The organism is Streptomyces mashuensis (genome assembly GCF_014654785.1).
In the GTDB taxonomy this organism is placed as follows: Bacteria; Actinomycetota; Actinomycetes; order Streptomycetales; family Streptomycetaceae; genus Streptomyces; species Streptomyces mashuensis.
In genome coordinates this window covers 843,724-859,757 of sequence record NZ_BNBD01000001.1, presented here as the reverse complement: position 1 = coordinate 859,757, position 16,034 = coordinate 843,724, and the positions used below count along the sequence as shown (strand labels likewise).

Annotated in this window: 13 protein-coding genes; 3 read left to right on the top strand and 10 right to left on the bottom strand. The window is 76.4% G+C overall.

Going from position 1 to position 16,034, the window contains the following annotated elements; all coding sequences use genetic code 11:
• Positions 1–13: 13 nt before the first annotated feature.
• The 4 genes from IE305_RS03575 to IE305_RS03560 form a co-directional block, all read right to left on the bottom strand.
• Positions 14–1,681 (bottom strand): DUF6297 family protein, encoded by a 1,668-nt coding sequence (locus tag IE305_RS03575; RefSeq protein ID WP_190127857.1) that lies wholly within the window; start codon positions 1,679–1,681, stop codon positions 14–16.
• The gene (locus tag IE305_RS03570; protein ID WP_190127856.1) at positions 1,678–2,337 is read right to left on the bottom strand and encodes an ABC transporter ATP-binding protein; all 660 of its coding nucleotides are present in this window, start codon (positions 2,335–2,337) and stop codon (positions 1,678–1,680) included. Before IE305_RS03570 ends, IE305_RS03575 begins: the two co-directional genes overlap by 4 nt.
• Before the next feature lie 102 nt (positions 2,338–2,439).
• Positions 2,440–3,525 (bottom strand): PP2C family protein-serine/threonine phosphatase, encoded by a 1,086-nt coding sequence (locus IE305_RS03565; protein ID WP_190127855.1) that lies wholly within the window; start codon positions 3,523–3,525, stop codon positions 2,440–2,442.
• A 93-nt stretch (positions 3,526–3,618) separates the two neighbouring features.
• A complete protein-coding gene (locus IE305_RS03560; RefSeq protein ID WP_190127854.1) occupies positions 3,619–4,377 on the bottom strand; it encodes a hypothetical protein in 759 nt (252 codons plus the stop codon).
• A gap of 160 nt (positions 4,378–4,537) precedes the next feature.
• Between IE305_RS03560 and IE305_RS03555 the strand changes: the two genes are divergently transcribed.
• From IE305_RS03555 to IE305_RS03545, 3 genes are read left to right on the top strand one after another with little or no spacing between them, the layout of a single operon-like run.
• On the top strand, positions 4,538–4,987 hold the full coding sequence (locus IE305_RS03555) for a MarR family winged helix-turn-helix transcriptional regulator (RefSeq protein WP_190127853.1): 450 nt from the start codon (positions 4,538–4,540) through the stop codon (positions 4,985–4,987).
• On the top strand, positions 4,984–6,423 hold the full coding sequence (locus IE305_RS03550; RefSeq protein ID WP_229890491.1) for an MFS transporter: 1,440 nt from the start codon (positions 4,984–4,986) through the stop codon (positions 6,421–6,423). Before IE305_RS03555 ends, IE305_RS03550 begins: the two co-directional genes overlap by 4 nt.
• Positions 6,424–6,473: 50 nt before the next feature.
• A complete protein-coding gene (locus IE305_RS03545) occupies positions 6,474–7,064 on the top strand; it encodes an isochorismatase family protein (protein WP_190128199.1) in 591 nt (196 codons plus the stop codon).
• Here IE305_RS03545 and IE305_RS03540 read toward each other — a convergent pair.
• The 6 genes from IE305_RS03540 to IE305_RS03515 are packed head-to-tail and all read right to left on the bottom strand — an operon-like array spanning position 7,061 to position 16,012.
• Entirely contained in the window at positions 7,061–8,425 is a 1,365-nt protein-coding gene (locus IE305_RS03540; protein ID WP_190127852.1) for a glutamine synthetase family protein, read from the bottom strand. The genes IE305_RS03545 and IE305_RS03540 overlap by 4 nt on opposite strands.
• Positions 8,422–10,215 (bottom strand): IucA/IucC family protein, encoded by a 1,794-nt coding sequence (locus IE305_RS03535; protein ID WP_190127851.1) that lies wholly within the window; start codon positions 10,213–10,215, stop codon positions 8,422–8,424. Before IE305_RS03535 ends, IE305_RS03540 begins: the two co-directional genes overlap by 4 nt.
• A complete protein-coding gene (locus IE305_RS03530; RefSeq protein WP_190127850.1) occupies positions 10,212–11,546 on the bottom strand; it encodes an MFS transporter in 1,335 nt (444 codons plus the stop codon). Before IE305_RS03530 ends, IE305_RS03535 begins: the two co-directional genes overlap by 4 nt.
• Positions 11,543–12,937 (bottom strand): lysine N(6)-hydroxylase/L-ornithine N(5)-oxygenase family protein, encoded by a 1,395-nt coding sequence (locus IE305_RS03525; RefSeq protein WP_190127849.1) that lies wholly within the window; start codon positions 12,935–12,937, stop codon positions 11,543–11,545. Before IE305_RS03525 ends, IE305_RS03530 begins: the two co-directional genes overlap by 4 nt.
• Positions 12,934–14,721, bottom strand: coding sequence for an IucA/IucC family protein (locus IE305_RS03520; protein ID WP_190127848.1), 1,788 nt, complete (start codon positions 14,719–14,721; stop codon positions 12,934–12,936). Before IE305_RS03520 ends, IE305_RS03525 begins: the two co-directional genes overlap by 4 nt.
• A 37-nt stretch (positions 14,722–14,758) precedes the next feature.
• Positions 14,759–16,012: a type III PLP-dependent enzyme domain-containing protein gene (locus tag IE305_RS03515; RefSeq protein ID WP_229890489.1), complete on the bottom strand. Its 1,254-nt coding sequence runs from the start codon at positions 16,010–16,012 to the stop codon at positions 14,759–14,761.
• Positions 16,013–16,034: the final 22 nt, after the last annotated feature.

Sequence of the window (16,034 nt, the reverse complement as noted above, 5' to 3'; positions counted from 1 at the left end):
CGTCGGGGCCCGTTCAGCCCCGGTGGAGCCGGCGTGCCGTCCGGCGGGCCCACTCCAGGCAGCCGGCGCCGAGCAGCAGCTGCCAGGCCAGGTGCCAGGGACCGTACGTGCCGCCGCACAGCGTGCGGGCCACGGCGGGGCCGGTGAGCAGCAGCGCGACCAGGGGCCCGCGCACGTACCAGACGACGGTCTGGACGGGCCCCGTGTTGCCCATGGCGGTCTGGACGCCGACGAGGACGGACGTCGGCACGCTGCCCCGGTACGCACCGACCAGCGCCGCGCCCACGAGCGCCGGTGCCGTGGCGAGGAGGGCCGCCGCGGCCGGCGGGTGCAGCCGGCCGGCGGCCAGGGCCGCGGCGCCGCCGGCCGCGAGCAGCCCGGCCAGGAGGAGGCCGGGCACGACCGCGTGCCACAGGGCGAGGGCGCCCGGCGTCCGGGGCAGGTGGGCGGACCGGCGGGGGTCGTCGCTGTCCAGGCGGGCGGGCTCGACGAGTTGCGCCGCGGCGAGGTACGCGGCGACGAGCCCGCCGGCCACGACGCACCGTTGCGTGGTGCCGCCGGTGTGGGGGGCGAGCGCGGTGAGGGCGGGCGCGGCGGCGGCCCACACGGCGGCCCAGCCGAGCCGGCCCGGTGCGCGCAGCAGGCCCGTGGCGTCCCGCCAGGGCATGAGGAGCCAGGTGCGGCGCGGGGCGGGCAGCCGCAGCACGGGCCGCGAACCCCGTTCGCGCAGGGCCGGGATGCCCGCGCGGGCCTGCCGGAGCTCCAGGGCGGACAGGGCGGTGCCGACCCGGGTGGCGGCGGTGGCGCGGAGGCGCAGGGCCGCCCGGCCGATGTGCGGCGCCTCGCGGCGGGCCAGGAGCAGTGTGGCCGTGGTGAAGCCGGCCGAGAGCAGGGCGCCCGCCCACCACGCGGGGGTGCCGGTGCCGGTGGCGGCGGCGAGCGGCTGGGCCGCCCAGCCCCAGGGCCCGGACCACAGGAAGAACGGGCCGAGCCAGGACGGGGGCCGGCTGCCGCGGAGGGCCGCTGCCGCGGCGCCGGCGGCGAACAGGGCGGTGACCGCCCAGGCGGTGCCGAAGAGCCGTGCACCGTGGCGGGCCATCAGCCGGTCGTGGCGTTCGACGAGGACACCGGCGGCGGTGCCGGTGAGCGCGGTGGCCGCGCCCGCCCAGGCGCCGGCCCCCGCGGCGGCGGGCCAGGTCGCGGCGCCGGTGGCGGCGAGCAGGAGGCCCGCCACGGCGCCGGTCGCGGCGCCCACGAGTCCGGCGAGCGTCGCGGCCGAGGCCAGCCGGGGCAGCAGCACCGCGGCGCGGGCCACCGGGGTGGGCAGCAGCCAGGTCACGGTGGCCAGGTCGACGACGACGGGGCCGCGCCACACCGCGCCGCGCGCCAGCAGCAGCGGCACCAGCAGGCAGACCACGGCGGCGGCCGGCGGGAGGCTCGTGAGGAGGCCGGCGGCGGCCGTGCCGGCGCGGGGCCGGTGCCGGTCCGCTCGGGCGGCGTGGACGAGGAGGGGCAGGCCCCAGCCGGCGCCGGCCAGGGCGACGACGTACAGCGCCATGGCGGCGCTCTTGCGCCGGCGGGCCCGGAAGGCGCCGCGGACCTCGTGCAGGTGGGCGAGGGCGGCGGCGGTGTGCGAACCGTCGGGGACAGCGGCAGTTCCGGGAGGCGTGAGGACGGTCACCGGCCTGCTCCCGTGGCGTCGAGCGTCCCGCCGACGACGGTGAACACCCGGTCGGCGACGGCGCTCAGCGCGTCGTGGTGCGTGGCCAGCAGCACGGCCGTGCCGCGGTCGCGGTGGGCGGCGAGCCGGTCGGCGAGCTCCTGCCGGGCGTGCCGGTCGAGCCGCTGCTCGGGCTCGTCGAGGACGAGCAGGTCGTGGGGGCGGACGAAGGCCGCGCACAGGGCGAGCGCCTGGAGCTGGCCCGAGGAGAGCGCGGACGGCAGGGCGTCGGCGTGCCCGGCGAGCCGGTGCTCGTCGAGCACGGCGTCGACGGCGCCGACCGCGCCGGCGCCCAGGCCGTGGGCGAGCGCGACCAGCATGAGGTGCTCGTGCACCGTCAGGTCCGGGTAGTGGGCGCCCGTGTCCATCACGGTGGCGATCCGGGTGCGGGCGGCGGGCGCGTCCTCGTCGAGGGGTTCGCCGCCGAACAGCACCGAGCCGGTGGTGGGGCGTTCCCGGCCGCAGGCCACGCGCAGGAGCGTGGACTTGCCCGATCCGTTGTCGCCCCGCAGCACCACGATCTCGCCGGGGGCGAGGTCGAGGGTCACCGAGCGGAGGACCTCGCGGTCCCCGTAGGTACGGCCGACACCGGCCAGCCGCAGCAGAACGTCGTCCATGGAACTCCCCCAGCCGTCCCCGGGACCCTACAAGATCTTCACAGGATCCGCCGAAAGGGGGACGAAGCCACGCCCCGGAAGACGCGTCCCGAACACCGTGCCCTAGGCGGGGAGGCGCTGGACGGCGACCATGGCGGCGTCGTCGCCGAGGGTCCCGCCGGAGTGGGCGAGCAGGTCCTTGCACAGGAAGTGGAGGAGGTCCTGCGGCGCGGTGCCGGCGCGCGCCGCCACGCGTTCGGCCAGGGGGTAGAACGTGCCGGCCGCGTCGCGGGCCTCGACGACGCCGTCGGTGTACAGCAGGACGACGTCGCCGGGCGCGAAGGCGAACGACTCCACGGCGAAGCCGCCGCCGGCGAACTCGGCGAGGCCCAGCGGCAGGCCGGGCCGCTCCACCTCCAGCGCGGTGACGCGGCCGGAGCGCAGCAGCAGCGGGGGTGGATGGCCGCAGCTGACGAGGTGCAGCACCGGGTCGCCGTCGGGGACCTCGGCGACGGCGGCGGTCACGAACGTCTCGGCCTGGCGGCGCGTCCCGGGGTCGCTCAGGTCGGAGGCGACGGCGCCGTCCAGGTGGGCGACGAGGGCGGGCAGTCCGGCCTGCCGGTGGGCGGCGGCCCGGAAGGCGCCGAGGACGAGCGCGGCCTCGCCGACGGCGTCCAGGCCCTTGCCGCGGACGTCGCCGATGAGGAACCGGCTGCCGCGGTCGGTGCGGACGACGGCGTACAGGTCGCCGCCGATCCGCGCCTCGGCCTCGGCCGCGAGGTACACGGAGGCGACGCGCAGCGGCCCGAGCCGCCGCGGGAGAGCCCGCAGCAGGACGCCCTGGGCCGCCTCGGCGACGGACCGGAGCTGCACCATCTGCCGCTCGCGCTGCTCGCGGTGGTGGGAGAAGAGCGTGACGATCGCGGAGATGAGGACCAGCGCGGTGATCTGGAGGGTGTGGTTGAGGTCGTCGAGCCGCGTCCGGCTGACGGCGACGACGGTCTGGGCGACGACGGCGACGAAGCCGATGAACGCCGTCATCCGGGGACCGCGGAAGGACGCGGTGACGGCGGGGGCGGCGGCGAGGAACGGCCCGAGGTGCACGTCGGGAGGGGCCAGGACGTCCACGACGGTGACGGCCACGACGATCAGGAGCGGCACCACGAGGAGCACGTCGCCCGGCCGCCGCGGAAGTCGCCGGAGGTCCATGCCTCCTGCTTACACCACGCCCTCCGGGAGGAACCACCGCCATGCCCGCGGGGGCGGGAGGACCCGCCCGTTGGGCGCCTGGGCATGTGCCCGTCAGCCGGGGTCCTCCTCCGGCGGCTGCCCGGCCTCCTCCGCCCGGGCGCGGGCCTCGGCGGCCCGGGCCGTCGCCTCCTCCGCCCGGGCCCGGGCCTGTTCCAGGCGGTGGCGCAGGGTCTCGACCTCCCGGAGGGCCTCGTCCCGTGCCCGTTCGGCCGTTTCCGCCTCGGCATTCCGCCGGCGCGCCTCGCGTTCGCGGGACGGTGCCTCCTCGCGGAGGCGGCGGCGCTCCCGCGCGGCCTCCAGCGTGGTCACGGTCGCCGTGCGGGCGCGGTCGCCCCCGGCCGGAAAGCCGGTGGGGGCGGCGAGCGCCGTCGCGAGGCGGCCGGCGGCCACCTCCTGGGCGGACTCCGGGTCGGACAGCGCGGCCTGGAGCGTGGCCTCGGTGTCGCGTTGGGCGGCGTCGCCGAGGCGGTGTCCGGCCTCCGCCGCCAGCTGCGCGGCCTGCCGGGCCAGGGTGTCGACCAGGGTGCGCTGCTGCCGGGTGAGGTCGCGCAGCTGCGCGCCGTCCAGCGCCCGGTGGGCCTCGCGCAGCGCCTCGCCCAGGGCCGCGAGCGAGCGGATGTCGTCGGGCCGGCCGCGGGCCAGCAGGTTGACGGCCCACGCCGCGAGCGTCGGCCGGCGCAGGGCGGCGATCCGCCGGGCCAGCTCCTTGTCGCCGGCGCGCCGGGCCTCGGCGGCGCACCGGTCCCGCGCGGCGGTGAACGCGTTCGGCGGCAGCCCGTACAGCTCGCCGGCGACCGTGTCGAAGTCCACCGGCGCCTCACCTCACCCGCCACCCTGTCACTCCCCCGCCCACGCCGCCCGGCGTACGGGCCACCCGGGCGAAGGGGCCCGCCCCGGACCCATCCAATAGACAGGTAAAACTGAACAGTCTGATCTGGACAGTTTCAGCTGACGGTTTTAACGTGGGGGCATGGAAGAGACCACCACCGCCCTCTCCCCTTCCGCCGTCCGTGCCGCGCGCGAGGTACGGGTCGTGTTCAGCCGCATGCGGCGCCGGCTGCGTGAGGTCGCCGGGTTCGACGACCTCACGCCGTCGCAGACCTCCGTCCTCAGCCGGCTGAGCAAGGGCGGGGCGGCCTCCGCCAGCGACCTCGCGGCCGCCGAGGGCGTCCGCCCGCAGTCGATGGCCGCCACGCTCGCCGCGCTCGGCCGGCACGGCCTGATCGAGCGCCGGCCCGACCCGGACGACGGTCGCCGGCAGCTGCTCTCCCTGACCGCCGCGGGCCGCGAGCGCGTCGCGGACAGCCGGCACGCCCGCGAGGAGTGGCTGGCGCGGGCGTTGCAGGACCACTGCACGGAGGACGAGCGCCGCACCGTCGTCGAGGCCATGGCGGTGCTCGAACGGCTGACGCAGCCGTGACCCGGCACCCCGTCCGCGCGGTGCGGGCACCGCGCGGCGCGCGGAACGGCCCGCCGGAGGGGTTCGACCGCCGCCTGATCGCCCCGATGCTGCTGGGCTCGGTCCTCAACCCGGTCAACTCGGTGATGATCTCGGTCGCCCTGGTGCCGATCGGCCGGGCCCTCGGCGCGTCGCCGGCCGGCACGGCCTGGCTGCTCTCCGCGCTGTACCTGGCCACGGCCGTCGGCCAGCCCGTGGCGGGGCGCCTGGTGGACGCCTACGGGCCCCGTCTCCTCTATCTGTGCGGTGCCGCGCTGGTCGGCGTCGCCGGGGCGCTGGGCACCGTCGCCACGTCGCTGCACGTCCTCGTCGTGGCGCGCGTCCTCCTCGGCCTCGGCACCTGCGCCGCCTACCCGGCCGCGATGCACCTGACCCGCAGCGAGGCCGTCCGCACCGGGCGGAAGAGCCCCGGCGGCGTCCTGACCGCCCTCTCCTTCGCCAACCAGACCGTGGCAGTCGTCGGCCCCGCCCTCGGCGGGCTGCTCATCGGCCTCGGCGGGTGGCGCACCCTGTTCACCGTCAACGTCCCGCTCGCCGCGGCCTGCCTCGTCCTCGGCGCCCGGCGGCTGCCGAAACGGTCCGCCCTGCCCCTGGCCGCCCAGGCCGGCACCGGCACCGGCGGCAGGCCCCGCCTCGACACCGCCGGCATGGCGCTGTTCGCCGTGTCGCTCACCGCGGCCCTGCTGTTCGTGACGGAGCCCCGGGCCGCCCACTGGTACCTGCCCGCGCTCGCCGCCGCCACGTCCGTGGCGTTCACCGTGCGGGAGCTGCGCACGCCCGAGCCGTTCATCGACCTGCGGCTCCTCCGCGGCAACCCCGCCGTGCTCGCCACGTTCGCCCGCCAAGTGCTGGCGTTCACGGTCACGTACGCGTTCCTCTACGGCTTCTCCCAGTGGCTGGAGGAGGGGCGCGGGCTGAGCGCCTCGCAGGCGGGGCTGGTGCAGACGCCGATGTTCCTCACCGCCATGGCCGTCACCGCCCTCACCGGCCGCCGCCCCGAGGTGCGCGGCAAACTGCTGACCGGCGGTCTGCTCCAGGCCGCGGCGTGCCTCCTGCTGCTGCTCGTGCACGCCGGCAGCCCCGTGTGGCTCCTCCTGGCCGTCACCCTGGTCGCCGGCGTCCCGCAGGGCCTCAACAACCTCGCCAACCAGAACGCCCTCTTCCACCAGGCCGACGCCGGGCGCATGGGCTCCTCCGCCGGGCTGCTGCGCACCTTCGCCTACCTCGGCGCCATGGTCGCCTCGTCCGCGAACGCCGCGTTCTTCCGGCACGGCGTCACCACCGCCGGCCTGCACCACCTCGCCTGGTTCCTGGCCGGCACGGCCGCCCTGCTCGTCGCCGTGACCCTGCCGGACCGCTCCCTGCGCCGGATCGGCCGCGGCACGGACCGGCCGTGAGCAGACCACCGGCCGGCACACCCGACACGACCGAAAGGCCCCGCACCACCATGGCACTCACCACCCTCGACCCGAGGACCGCCCTCGTCCTCGTCGACCTCCAGCACGGCATCGTCGCCGCGCCCACCACCCCGTACACCGGGCCGGAGGTCGTCACCTGCGCCGTCACCCTGGCGGACGCGTTCCGGGCCCACGGGCTCCCCGTGGTCCTGGTACGCGTCACGTCCACACCGGAGACCGCCACGCCGGGCCGCACCGAGCTCGGCCGGCCGGCGGCGGGCATGCCCGAGGGCTGGGACGTCCTCGTGGACGAGGTGACCGGGCACCCCGGGGACGTCACCGTCACCAAGCGCACCTGGGGCGCCTTCCACGGCACCGACCTCGACCTCCAGCTGCGCCGCCGCGGCGTCACGCAGGTCGTGCTGGCCGGCATCGCCACCAGCATCGGCGTCGAGTCCACCGCCCGCGCCGCGCACGAGCACGGCTACCACGTCACGCTCGCCACCGACGCCATGACGGACCTCGCGCCCGGGGCGCACCGGCACAGCGTCGACCACGTCTTCCCGCGCCTGGGCGAGCGCGGCACCACGGAGGAGATCGTGGCGCTGCTCGCGGCGACACGGCCCGCACGGGCCGTCTAGAGGCGCTCGAAGCCCCGGACCCGCTCCCAGTCCGTGACGGCGCCCTCGAACGCCTCCAGTTCGGTGCGTGCGGCCTGTGCGATGTGCGCCACGACGTCGTCGCCGAACACCTTCGCCGCGACCGCGCTGTTCTCCCACCGGTGGAGGGCCGCCGTGAGCGTGGCCGGGAGGCGGGGCACGGAGGCGTCGGCCAGGGCGTTCGACGCGTGGGGCGCCGGCAGCGGCAGTTCGTTCTCGATGCCGTACAGGCCGGCGGCCACGGCGGCGGCCACGGACAGGTACGGGTTGGCGTCGCCGCCGGGCACGCGGTGCTCGATGCGCAGCGAGTGGCCGGCCCCGACCACGCGGACGGGGCAGGTGCGGTTGTCGCGGCCCCAGCCGATGCCGGTGGGCGCGAAGGCGCCGGGGCGCAGCCGCTTGTACGAGTTGATGTTGGGGGCCATCAGCAGTGTGAAGTCGGCCAGGCAGTGGAGCTGGCCGGCGATGAAGTGCCGCATGAGGTCCGACATGCCGTCCTCGGCCGCCGGGTCGGCGAGGACGGCGCTGCCGTCGGTGCCGCGCAGCGAGAGGTGGATGTGGCAGGAGTTGCCCTCGCCCTCGTCGAACTTGGGCATGAAGGTGACGGCCCGGCCCTCCTCGGCGGCGAGCTGCTTGACGCCGTTCTTGAAGAAGACGTGGTTGTCGCAGGTCTTCATCGCCTCGTCGTAGCGGAAGACGATCTCGTACTGGCCGGGGTGGACCTCGCCGCGCGCGGTCTCCATGCGCAGTCCGGCGCGGGTCATCTCGCGGCGGATGCGGCGGACGAGGGGTTCGACGCCGGACAGGCCCTGGAGGGAGTAGTCGACGTTGTAGCGGGTGGCGGGTTCGAGGCCGTGGTAGCGGCGGTCCCAGGCGTGCTCGTAGGAGTCGTTGAAGACGAGGAACTCCAGCTCGGTGCCGGCGAACGCGGTCAGGCCGCGGGCGGCGAGCCGGTCGAGCTGCTCGCGCAGGATGCGGCGGGGCGCGACGCGGACGGGTTCGCCGCCGGGCCAGGTGGCGTCGGCGAGGACGACGGCGGTGCCGGGGTCCCAGCCGGGCAGCCGGACGGTGTCCGGGTCGGGGCGGAGCACGAAGTCGCCGAAGCCGGACTTCCAGGCGTCGATGGCGTAGCCGGGGCCGGTGTTCATCTCGGCGTCGGTGGCGAGCAGGTAGACGCAGGCGTGGAAGCCGTTGGCGGCGGCCTCGTCGAGGAAGTAGGGGGCGGCGAGGCGGCTGCCCTGGAGCCGGCCCTGGAGGTCGGGCACGGCGACGACGACCTCCTCCAGGCGGCCGGCCGCGGCCTCGGCGCGCAGGTCGGCGAAAGCAGGTGTTCCGGTGGTCACTGGTCCTCCCCGGCGGTGGCGAGCGGGTTGGCGACGCGGCCGTGGACGACGTCGAAGCCCTCGTCCTTCTCGGCGCGGTCGTGGAAGCCGCCGCCGAGCAGCTGCTCGCGGTTGAGGGCGACGCGGTCGAACTCGGGGGCGAGGAGGCCGAAGTCGTCGAAGCGGTCGGCGAGTTCGGGGAAGCGGTCGTGGTAGCTCCCGACCTCGGCGCGGACCGCCGCCCAGAACTCGGTCTCGGGGACGCCCAGGTGGGTGGCGACGAGCGGCGCGAAGAAGCGGAAGTGGCCGGCGAAGACGGCGCTGAGCAGCGAGTGGGCCAGCTCGTGGGCGGGCCAGCGCAGCAGGACGCGGTCGGCGCGCTCGGACAGCCCGGCGTACTCGGGCCGGTTGTCCGGGAGGAGGTTGACGTCCTCGGCGAAGTCCTTGACGGCGATGCCGATGGGGACGTCGTGGGCGTCGTAGAGCACGACGGTGTTCTCGCCGTGCGGGCAGAAGGCGACGCCGTAGCGGTAGAGGTGGTGGAGGAGGCCGGGCAGCAGGGCGGCGAGGAAGCGTTCCAGCCACGCGCGGGCCGGGAGGCCGGACCGTTCGACGAGTTCGGTGACGAGGGCGCGGCCGTCCGAGCCGACCTTGAGCAGCGCCGCCATCGTGCGGGCCTGCTCGCCGTCGGCGAGCAGCGCGCCCACGGGCTCGCGCCAGACGGCGCCGAGCAGTTCGTGGTAGCGGTACGGGGCGTCCTCGACCGACTCGTACAGCGGGTGGGCGACGGCGACGGAGGCGACCTCGCCCAGGGGGTGGAAGCGCAGCTCGTCGCGGAGGTAGGGGTCGCCGGCGCGTATGCCGTGCAGCCAGGCGCTGACGTCGGGGGCGGCGTGGGTGGGCCGCGTGGACAGGCCGCGCCACACGAGGGTGTTGCGGATGAGGAGGGGCACCTTGACGTTGCGGCGGTGCGGGTGGTCGAGGTTGGCGAGCGTACGGATCGACTGGAGGGGCCGGTAGCGGTCCGGGCTCTCGCCGAGCCGGACGATGCGGCCCTCGGCGAGGTACGCGGCGAAGAGCGTCTCGACGGCCTCGTCCCAGTGGAAGGGGTGGACGGGCAGCCAGACGAAGCCGGAGGGCGCGTACGGGCCGTCGGCGCAGGCCGCGGCGAGGACGCCGGCGAACCGTTCGCGCACGTCGTCGTCCAGCTCCTCCTTCAGCAGCGTCTCCGCGTCGAGGCCGGGGACGCCCGCGTAGGCCGCGAGGCTGCTGTGCACGGCGGCCCAGACGAGGCGGACGGTGCCGCCGGCCTCGGGCGCGTAGGCGGCCGAGTCGGCGGCGGAGAAGCCGAGGCGGCCCTTGTTGAGCAGCATGCAGGGGTGGCCGTCCTGGTACGCCTCCAGGTCGAGGTGGTCCAGGTCGGCGAGGCGGGCGGCGGGCAGGTCGCGGGCGAGGGAGCCGGCGTCGGCGCGCCGGGTGGCGGTGAGTTCGCGCAGCACCTCGGCGGTGGTGGGGCCGTCCCAGCCCAGCACGGTGCGGGCGTCGAGGAGGAACCGCTCGGGGCCGGCCTCGCCGTCCTCGGGCGCGGGGTGGCGCACGGGGGTGCCGGCCAGGCGCCAGGTGCCGAAGGTGCCGCGGCCGGCGCGGAACGTCCAGTGGACGCCGTCGGCGAGGTCGAGGCGGTACGCGTCCGGGCCGGCGGCCGCGTCGGGGAGCGGGGTCAGCAGCTCCTCGTAGGCGAACTCCTCGACGGCCTTGACCAGCAGCCGGCGTCCTGCCTCGGCCCAGGTGTCTCGGGTGGCGCGGTTCATCGGTCGTACTCCTTGGCGGGGGCGGGGACGGTGACCGGGGTCCGGTCGGGGAGACCGGCGGGGGCGGTCGCGGCAACGGGGGCCGGGGCCCGGTCCGGCGGGGGCGCCGGGCGCGGGGTCCGGGTGAGGGAGGCGACGGCGACGCAGGCGAGGCCCGCGGCGGCGACGGTGAGGGGCAGGGCGAGGTCGTGGGAGACGACCGCGGCCGAGACGAGGGGCGCCGCGAGCAGCCCAGCGGAGCGGACGGTCTCGACGGCGGTGAAGGCCGGGCCGGCGGTGCCGGTGGAGTGGAACATGCGCATTTCCACGGCGACCTGGGTGAGGCCGAGGCCGAGGCCGGCCAGGAGACGGCCGGCGACGAGGGCGGGCAGGCCGTCGGCGGCGTACTGCCACAGGAACCCGGCGGCGCTGACCAGGGCCGCCGCCGGCAGCAGCCGGGGCCCGAACCGGTCGTGGCAGCGGCGGGCCAGCGGCAGCGTGGCCAGGGCGCCGAGGCTGGGCAGGAAGAACAGCACGGCGCCGCCGAGGGAGCCGCTGCCGAGGTCCTCGGCGAACTCGGTGAAGAACGGGCGGGCCACGGACAGCGCGAAGTCGAAGGCGACGCCGATGAGGGCGGCCTGCACCAGCAGCGGCCAGCGGCGGCGCAGCGGCACCGCGGCGCGGGCCGGGGCCTCGGGCGCCGACGCGGCGTCCGGCTTCCGGTCCGCGGGGAGGCGGCGCAGGACGCGGACGATGAGGGCGGCGAGGACCACGTCGACCACGGCGAACGCGGAGACGCCCAGGCGCGGGTCGGGCAGGGCGAGCACGCCCGCGCCGACGAGGGTGGCCGCGACGCCCGCCAGGTGGATGACGAGGACGATGGAGCGCACCGCGGCGAGTTCGGCGTGTTCGGGGTCGCTCTGTTCCTCGGTGGCCTTGCGGGTGTGCTCGGCGATGAACGCCGGGTAGGCCAGGAGCAGCGAGGCGTTGGCGGCGACGGAGGCGGCCGACAGTGCGGTGTAGGCGGCGTAGCTGGGGGCGAGGCCGAGGCAGAGGTCGACGACGGCGGCGGCGCACAGCCCGGTGACGACGAGCTGGTGCAGGGGCCGGCGGCGGGCCGCCAGGCCCCACAGGGGCAGCGCGACGAGGCCGACGATGCGGCAGATCCACAGGTACAGGCCCGTCGCCCCCGGGTCGTCGACGCCGTAGAGGCGGTCGAAGAGCTGGGGGAGGAAGGGGGCCAGCGCGGTCTCGGCGATCAGGTAGAGGGCGATGACCGCGATGAGGACGGCCCGCAGCGGCAGGCCCGGCCGCGCCGGGGCCGCTCCCCCGGCCTGCCGGGCGGGGGTCATCGCGGGGTCCCGACGGTGTCCGGTCGCCGTTCGGCGGCCGGGGTGGGGGCGCCGGCCGGTGCGGGGGTGCCCTGGGGGGCGCCGAAGGTGGTCCAGGCGGCCCGGTCGGGCACGGGCAGGACGGTGCGGCCGCAGACGGCGTTGAGGATGGTGGCGGCGCGCCAGGCGCCGAGGGTGAGGTCGGGGGCGCCGACGCCGTGGGTGTGCATCTCGGCGTTCTGGACGTAGAGGGTGCCGTCGACGCGCGGGTCGAGGGCGACCCGGTAGCGGCCGTCGACGCGGTAGCGGCCCTTGTCGTCCCAGTCGACGAGGTCGCCGAGGGTGTCGAGGAAGGCGGGGCGCCGGGCGCTGTAGCCGGTGGCGGCGACGATCGCGGAGGTGCGGACGGTGAACTCGCTGTCCTGCGGGGCGTGGCGGCAGGTGAGCAGGTAGCCGTCGGTGGTGGGCTCGGCGGCCACGAGTTCGGTGCCGGGGTGCAGGTCGGCGCGGGGGCGGCCGCCGCCGATGGTGCGCTCGTACAGCTCGTCGTGGATGGCGCCGAGGGTGTCGGCGCTGACGCCCTTGTACAGCTGCCACTGTTCGCGGACGAGCTGTTCGCGGCGGTCCTCGGGGAGGTGCCGGAAGTAGCGGATGTAGTCGGGCGTGAAGTGCTCCAGGCCGATCTTGGAGTACTCCATGGGCGCGAAGGCGGGGGTGCGGGCGAGCCAGCGGGTGAAGGGGCCGCCGAGGCCTTGGCCGTCCTGGTGGCGTATGAGGTCGAGGACGACCTCGGCGCCGGACTGGCCGGCGCCGATGACGGTGACGTCGTCGGCGGCGGCGAGGGCGGCGCGGTGGGTGCGGTAGTCGGCGCTGTGCAGGACGCGGCCGCGGTGCTCGTCGGCGAGGAGGGGCCGCAGGGGTGCGGGCACGACGGGGTCGGTGCCGACGCCGAGGACGACCTGGCGGGCCAGGACCCGGGTGGTGGTGCCGTCGGACGAGCGGTACGTCAGCGCGAACGCGCCGGCGCCGGCGTCCCACGCGACGGCGGTGACGCGGGCGTCGAAGCGGCAGGAGGGCAGCCGTTCGGCGGCCCAGCGGCAGTAGTGGTCGTACTCGCGGCGCGGGATGAGGAACCGCTCGGAGAAGAAGAACGGGAACATCCGGTCGTGGGACCGCAGGTAGTTGAGGTACGACCAGGGGCTGGTGGGGTCGGCCATCGTCACCAGGTCGGCGAGGAAGGGCACCTGGAGGGTGGTGCCCTCCAGGAGCAGGCCGGGGTGCCAGGAGAACGCGGGCTTGGCGTCGAGGAAGAGGGCGTTCAGGCCGGGCACGCCGTCCGCGAGGGCGGCCAGCGACAGGTTGAACGGGCCGATGCCGACGCCGACGAGGTCGTAGGGGGTCTGGGCGCTCACCGCAGGGCCTCCGCGAGGGGGTTGGGAAGGTCGATGTAGACGGACTGGGTGTGCACGTCGCCGACGAGTTCGTCGAGCCCGTCCACGCAGGTCAGGTAGTTGCCCTTGCAGCGCAGCACCGGTGCGTCGAGCAGCAGGCCGAGCAGGCCCTTGGCGCCGGGTTCGGTGGCGCGGAGCCGTTCGAGGCGGGCGCCGAGCAGGCGCAGCAGGTCCTCCTCGGCGGCCAGGCCCTGGGCGCCCATGGCACCGACGAGGCCGAGCAGGTTGCCGATGAAGAGGTAGTAGCCGACGCGTTCGTCGACGAAGGCGTCGTCGAAGACGAGCTCGACGCCGTCGGTGGCGCCCGGCAGCAGGCGCTCGATGTCGGCGGCGCGGGAGGCGGCGAGGTAGTAGCCCTGGCTGTCGCGGTACCAGCCGGCGGCGGGCAGGCCGTCCTCGCCGAGGGAGACCAGGGTGTTCTGGTGGTGGGGTTCGAGGGCGATGCCGTACCGGGCCTGGAGCCTGATGAGGGGTACGGCGAGGACGTCGAGGTAGTACTCGAGCCAGCGGGCGGCCGCCTCGGCGACGGTGCAGCCGTGGGCGCGGGCGGCGCGGGTCACGGCGGCGGCGAGCAGCGAGCGGTGGCGGGGGGCCGTTCCGTCGCCGGGGCCGGTGCGTTCGGCGAGCAGGCCGGCGACGCACAGTCCTTCGCCGGTGCCGCCGTGGAAGGGGTTGTCGCGAAGGGCGGTCTCCAGGCCGGTCTCGGCGCCGGAGGTGCCGGCGGAGATCCAGGCGAAGTCGCGCAGGATGCCGAACTCGGGATGTTCGGCGCGCAGCCAGGCGGCGGGGCCGGCGGCGAGGAGGCGGGCGGCGCTGACGCCGAGGCGCATCTCGCCGCGCAGGTTGTTGCGGCGGGAGTTGGTGATGCGCATGCCGAGGGACAGCTTGAGCATCACGTCGGCGCCGGGCCGGTGGACGGTGCGCACGGAGGAGGTGGGGTGCCAGGGGTCGCCGCCGGGGCCGAGGGGGTGGAGCAGGCCGTCGTCGACGAGCTGCCGTACCTCGGGGCGCTGAAGGACCTCGCGGGCCTGCCAGGGGTGGGCGGGTACGGGCACGGTGCCGGCGGGCAGGTCGAGGCCGGCGGCGAGCGGGCGCAGCAGGTCGGTGACGGGGCGGCCGTCCCAGCTCTCCCCCACGACGACGTCCGGGTGGGCGGCGAACCAGTGCAGGGCGAAGGAGCCGCGCAGCTCCGGCGACCAGGCGGCCAGTTCGTGGGCGGTGGCCTCCTCGCGGCTCTTGGGCGCGGGGTGGAAGGGGTGGCCGAGGAGGAGGGCCTGTTCGGCGTCGAGGAAGGGGGTGGGGCCGGTGGTGCCGGCGGGTTCGGCGCGGCGGGCGGTGAGGTGGGCGGCGACGCGGGCGGCGGAGTTGAGGACCCGGGCGGTGGCGTCGGTGCCCAGGTGGGCGGGGTGGCCGCGGCCGGTGGTGGACTCGCGGATCGCGGCGGAGGCGACGAGGGCGACGTCGGCGGCCGGGGGTTCGGTGTGGCCGGTGCCGAGGACGGTGGGGGTGCCGAAGCGGTGCCAGCCGGTGGCGGAGCGGTGCCGGACGGGGACGGCGAGCCGCAGCCCGCTGGCGGGGAAGCCGAGTTCCAGGTCGTGGCCGGCGGGCGGTACGGGGGTGCCGGTCTCGCGGACGTAGGCGCGCAGCAGCGTCTCGGTGGCGGCCGCGTCGGCGGCGCGCGCCGGGTCCGGGTGGTCGAGGGGGTCCGGTCCGGCTGCCGTGGTCCGGTTCGGCGGGAGGGTCATCGGGTGCTCCGGGTGCGGGTCGGGCCGGGGGCCCGGCTCAGAGGAGGATGCGGTCGGCGACGGGGTGGCCGAGGAAGGCGTGCATGGCGAACTCCCAGCCGTACGAGCCGGCGTACGGGAACACGGCGATGTCGCCGGCGCGGACGCGGCCGACCCGGACGTCGCGCAGCAGGGTGTCCTCGGGGGTGCACAGCTCGCCGACGAAGGTGACGGGGCCGGTGGCCTCGGGGCGCGGGACGTCCTCGGGCCAGGCGTCGACGGGCAGAACGGCCACGTTGTGGACGATGTCCCACGAGGTGGGGAGCTGGAAGTGGTTGATGCCGCCGCGCAGGGCGGCGAACGACTGTCCGTAGGAGTGCTTGACGTCGGTGACCTCGGCGGCGTACCAGCCGCAGTCGGCGACGAGGAAGCGGCCGGGCTCCAGGGCGACCTTGACGCCGGCGGGGGGCGGGGTGGCGGCGGCGAGCTCGCCGAACAGGGCGACGTCGAAGGGGGTCTCGTCCTTGAAGTCCTGCTCGAAGGCGACGCCGATGCCGCCGCCGACGTCGATGTGGCGCAGGTCGACGCCGTGCGCGGCGGCGGTGGCGGCGCTCCACTCGATGCACCAGCGCAGGTACGCGGCGTGGGAGCCGGCGTCGAGGTTGTTGGACGCGGCGTGGATGTGGAAGCCGACGAGGTCGATGCCGGGCAGCTTCAGGGCGAGGCGGACGGCCTCGGCGACGTCGGGTTCGGCGACGCCGAACGCGGAGGGCTCGCCGCCCATGTGGAGGGAGCCGGTGACGGGTATCTCGGCGGGGTTGACGCGCAGCGCGACGCGGGCGGTGGTGCCGCGCTCGACGGCGATGCGGCTGATGCGGTGCAGTTCGAGGGGGCTCTCGGCGTTGATGGCCTCGACGCCGGCCTCGACCAGGCCGGTCAGGACGGGCAGCGACTTGGCCGGGCCGGCGGCGACGACGGGCGCGGGGGCGCCGGGCGCGGCGGGCTTGGCGGCGGTGGCGAGGGCGAGCTCGGACAGCGAGGCGACCTCGTAGCCGTCGACGTGGGGGGCGAGGGCCTGGACGATGCCGGGGAAGGAGTTGGCCTTGACCGCGTAGTACACCGACGCCCAGTCCGGCAGGGCGGCGCGCAGCTCGCGGGCGCGGGCCGCGGCGACGTCGCCGTCGTAGAGGTAGGCCGCCACGGGCGTCCCGGTCCCGGCGAGGCCGAGGAGCCGGCGCCGCACGGCGGCGGGCAGGACGTCCTGCGGGAGGGCGGGGCGGGGGGCGGCGGAGGGCGGGAGTTCTATGGACACGGCGGTTGCCTTGCTGCGTGGG

Coding starts and splice junctions, on each gene's coding strand:
- IE305_RS03520 (WP_190127848.1), bottom strand. CDS start 14,721: ATGACCCTCCCGCCGAACCGGACCACGGCAGCCGGACCGGACCCCCTC.
- IE305_RS03555 (WP_190127853.1), top strand. CDS start 4,538: ATGGAAGAGACCACCACCGCCCTCTCCCCTTCCGCCGTCCGTGCCGCG.
- IE305_RS03545 (WP_190128199.1), top strand. CDS start 6,474: ATGGCACTCACCACCCTCGACCCGAGGACCGCCCTCGTCCTCGTCGAC.
- IE305_RS03535 (WP_190127851.1), bottom strand. CDS start 10,215: ATGAACCGCGCCACCCGAGACACCTGGGCCGAGGCAGGACGCCGGCTG.
- IE305_RS03530 (WP_190127850.1), bottom strand. CDS start 11,546: ATGACCCCCGCCCGGCAGGCCGGGGGAGCGGCCCCGGCGCGGCCGGGC.
- IE305_RS03565 (WP_190127855.1), bottom strand. CDS start 3,525: ATGGACCTCCGGCGACTTCCGCGGCGGCCGGGCGACGTGCTCCTCGTG.
- IE305_RS03570 (WP_190127856.1), bottom strand. CDS start 2,337: ATGGACGACGTTCTGCTGCGGCTGGCCGGTGTCGGCCGTACCTACGGG.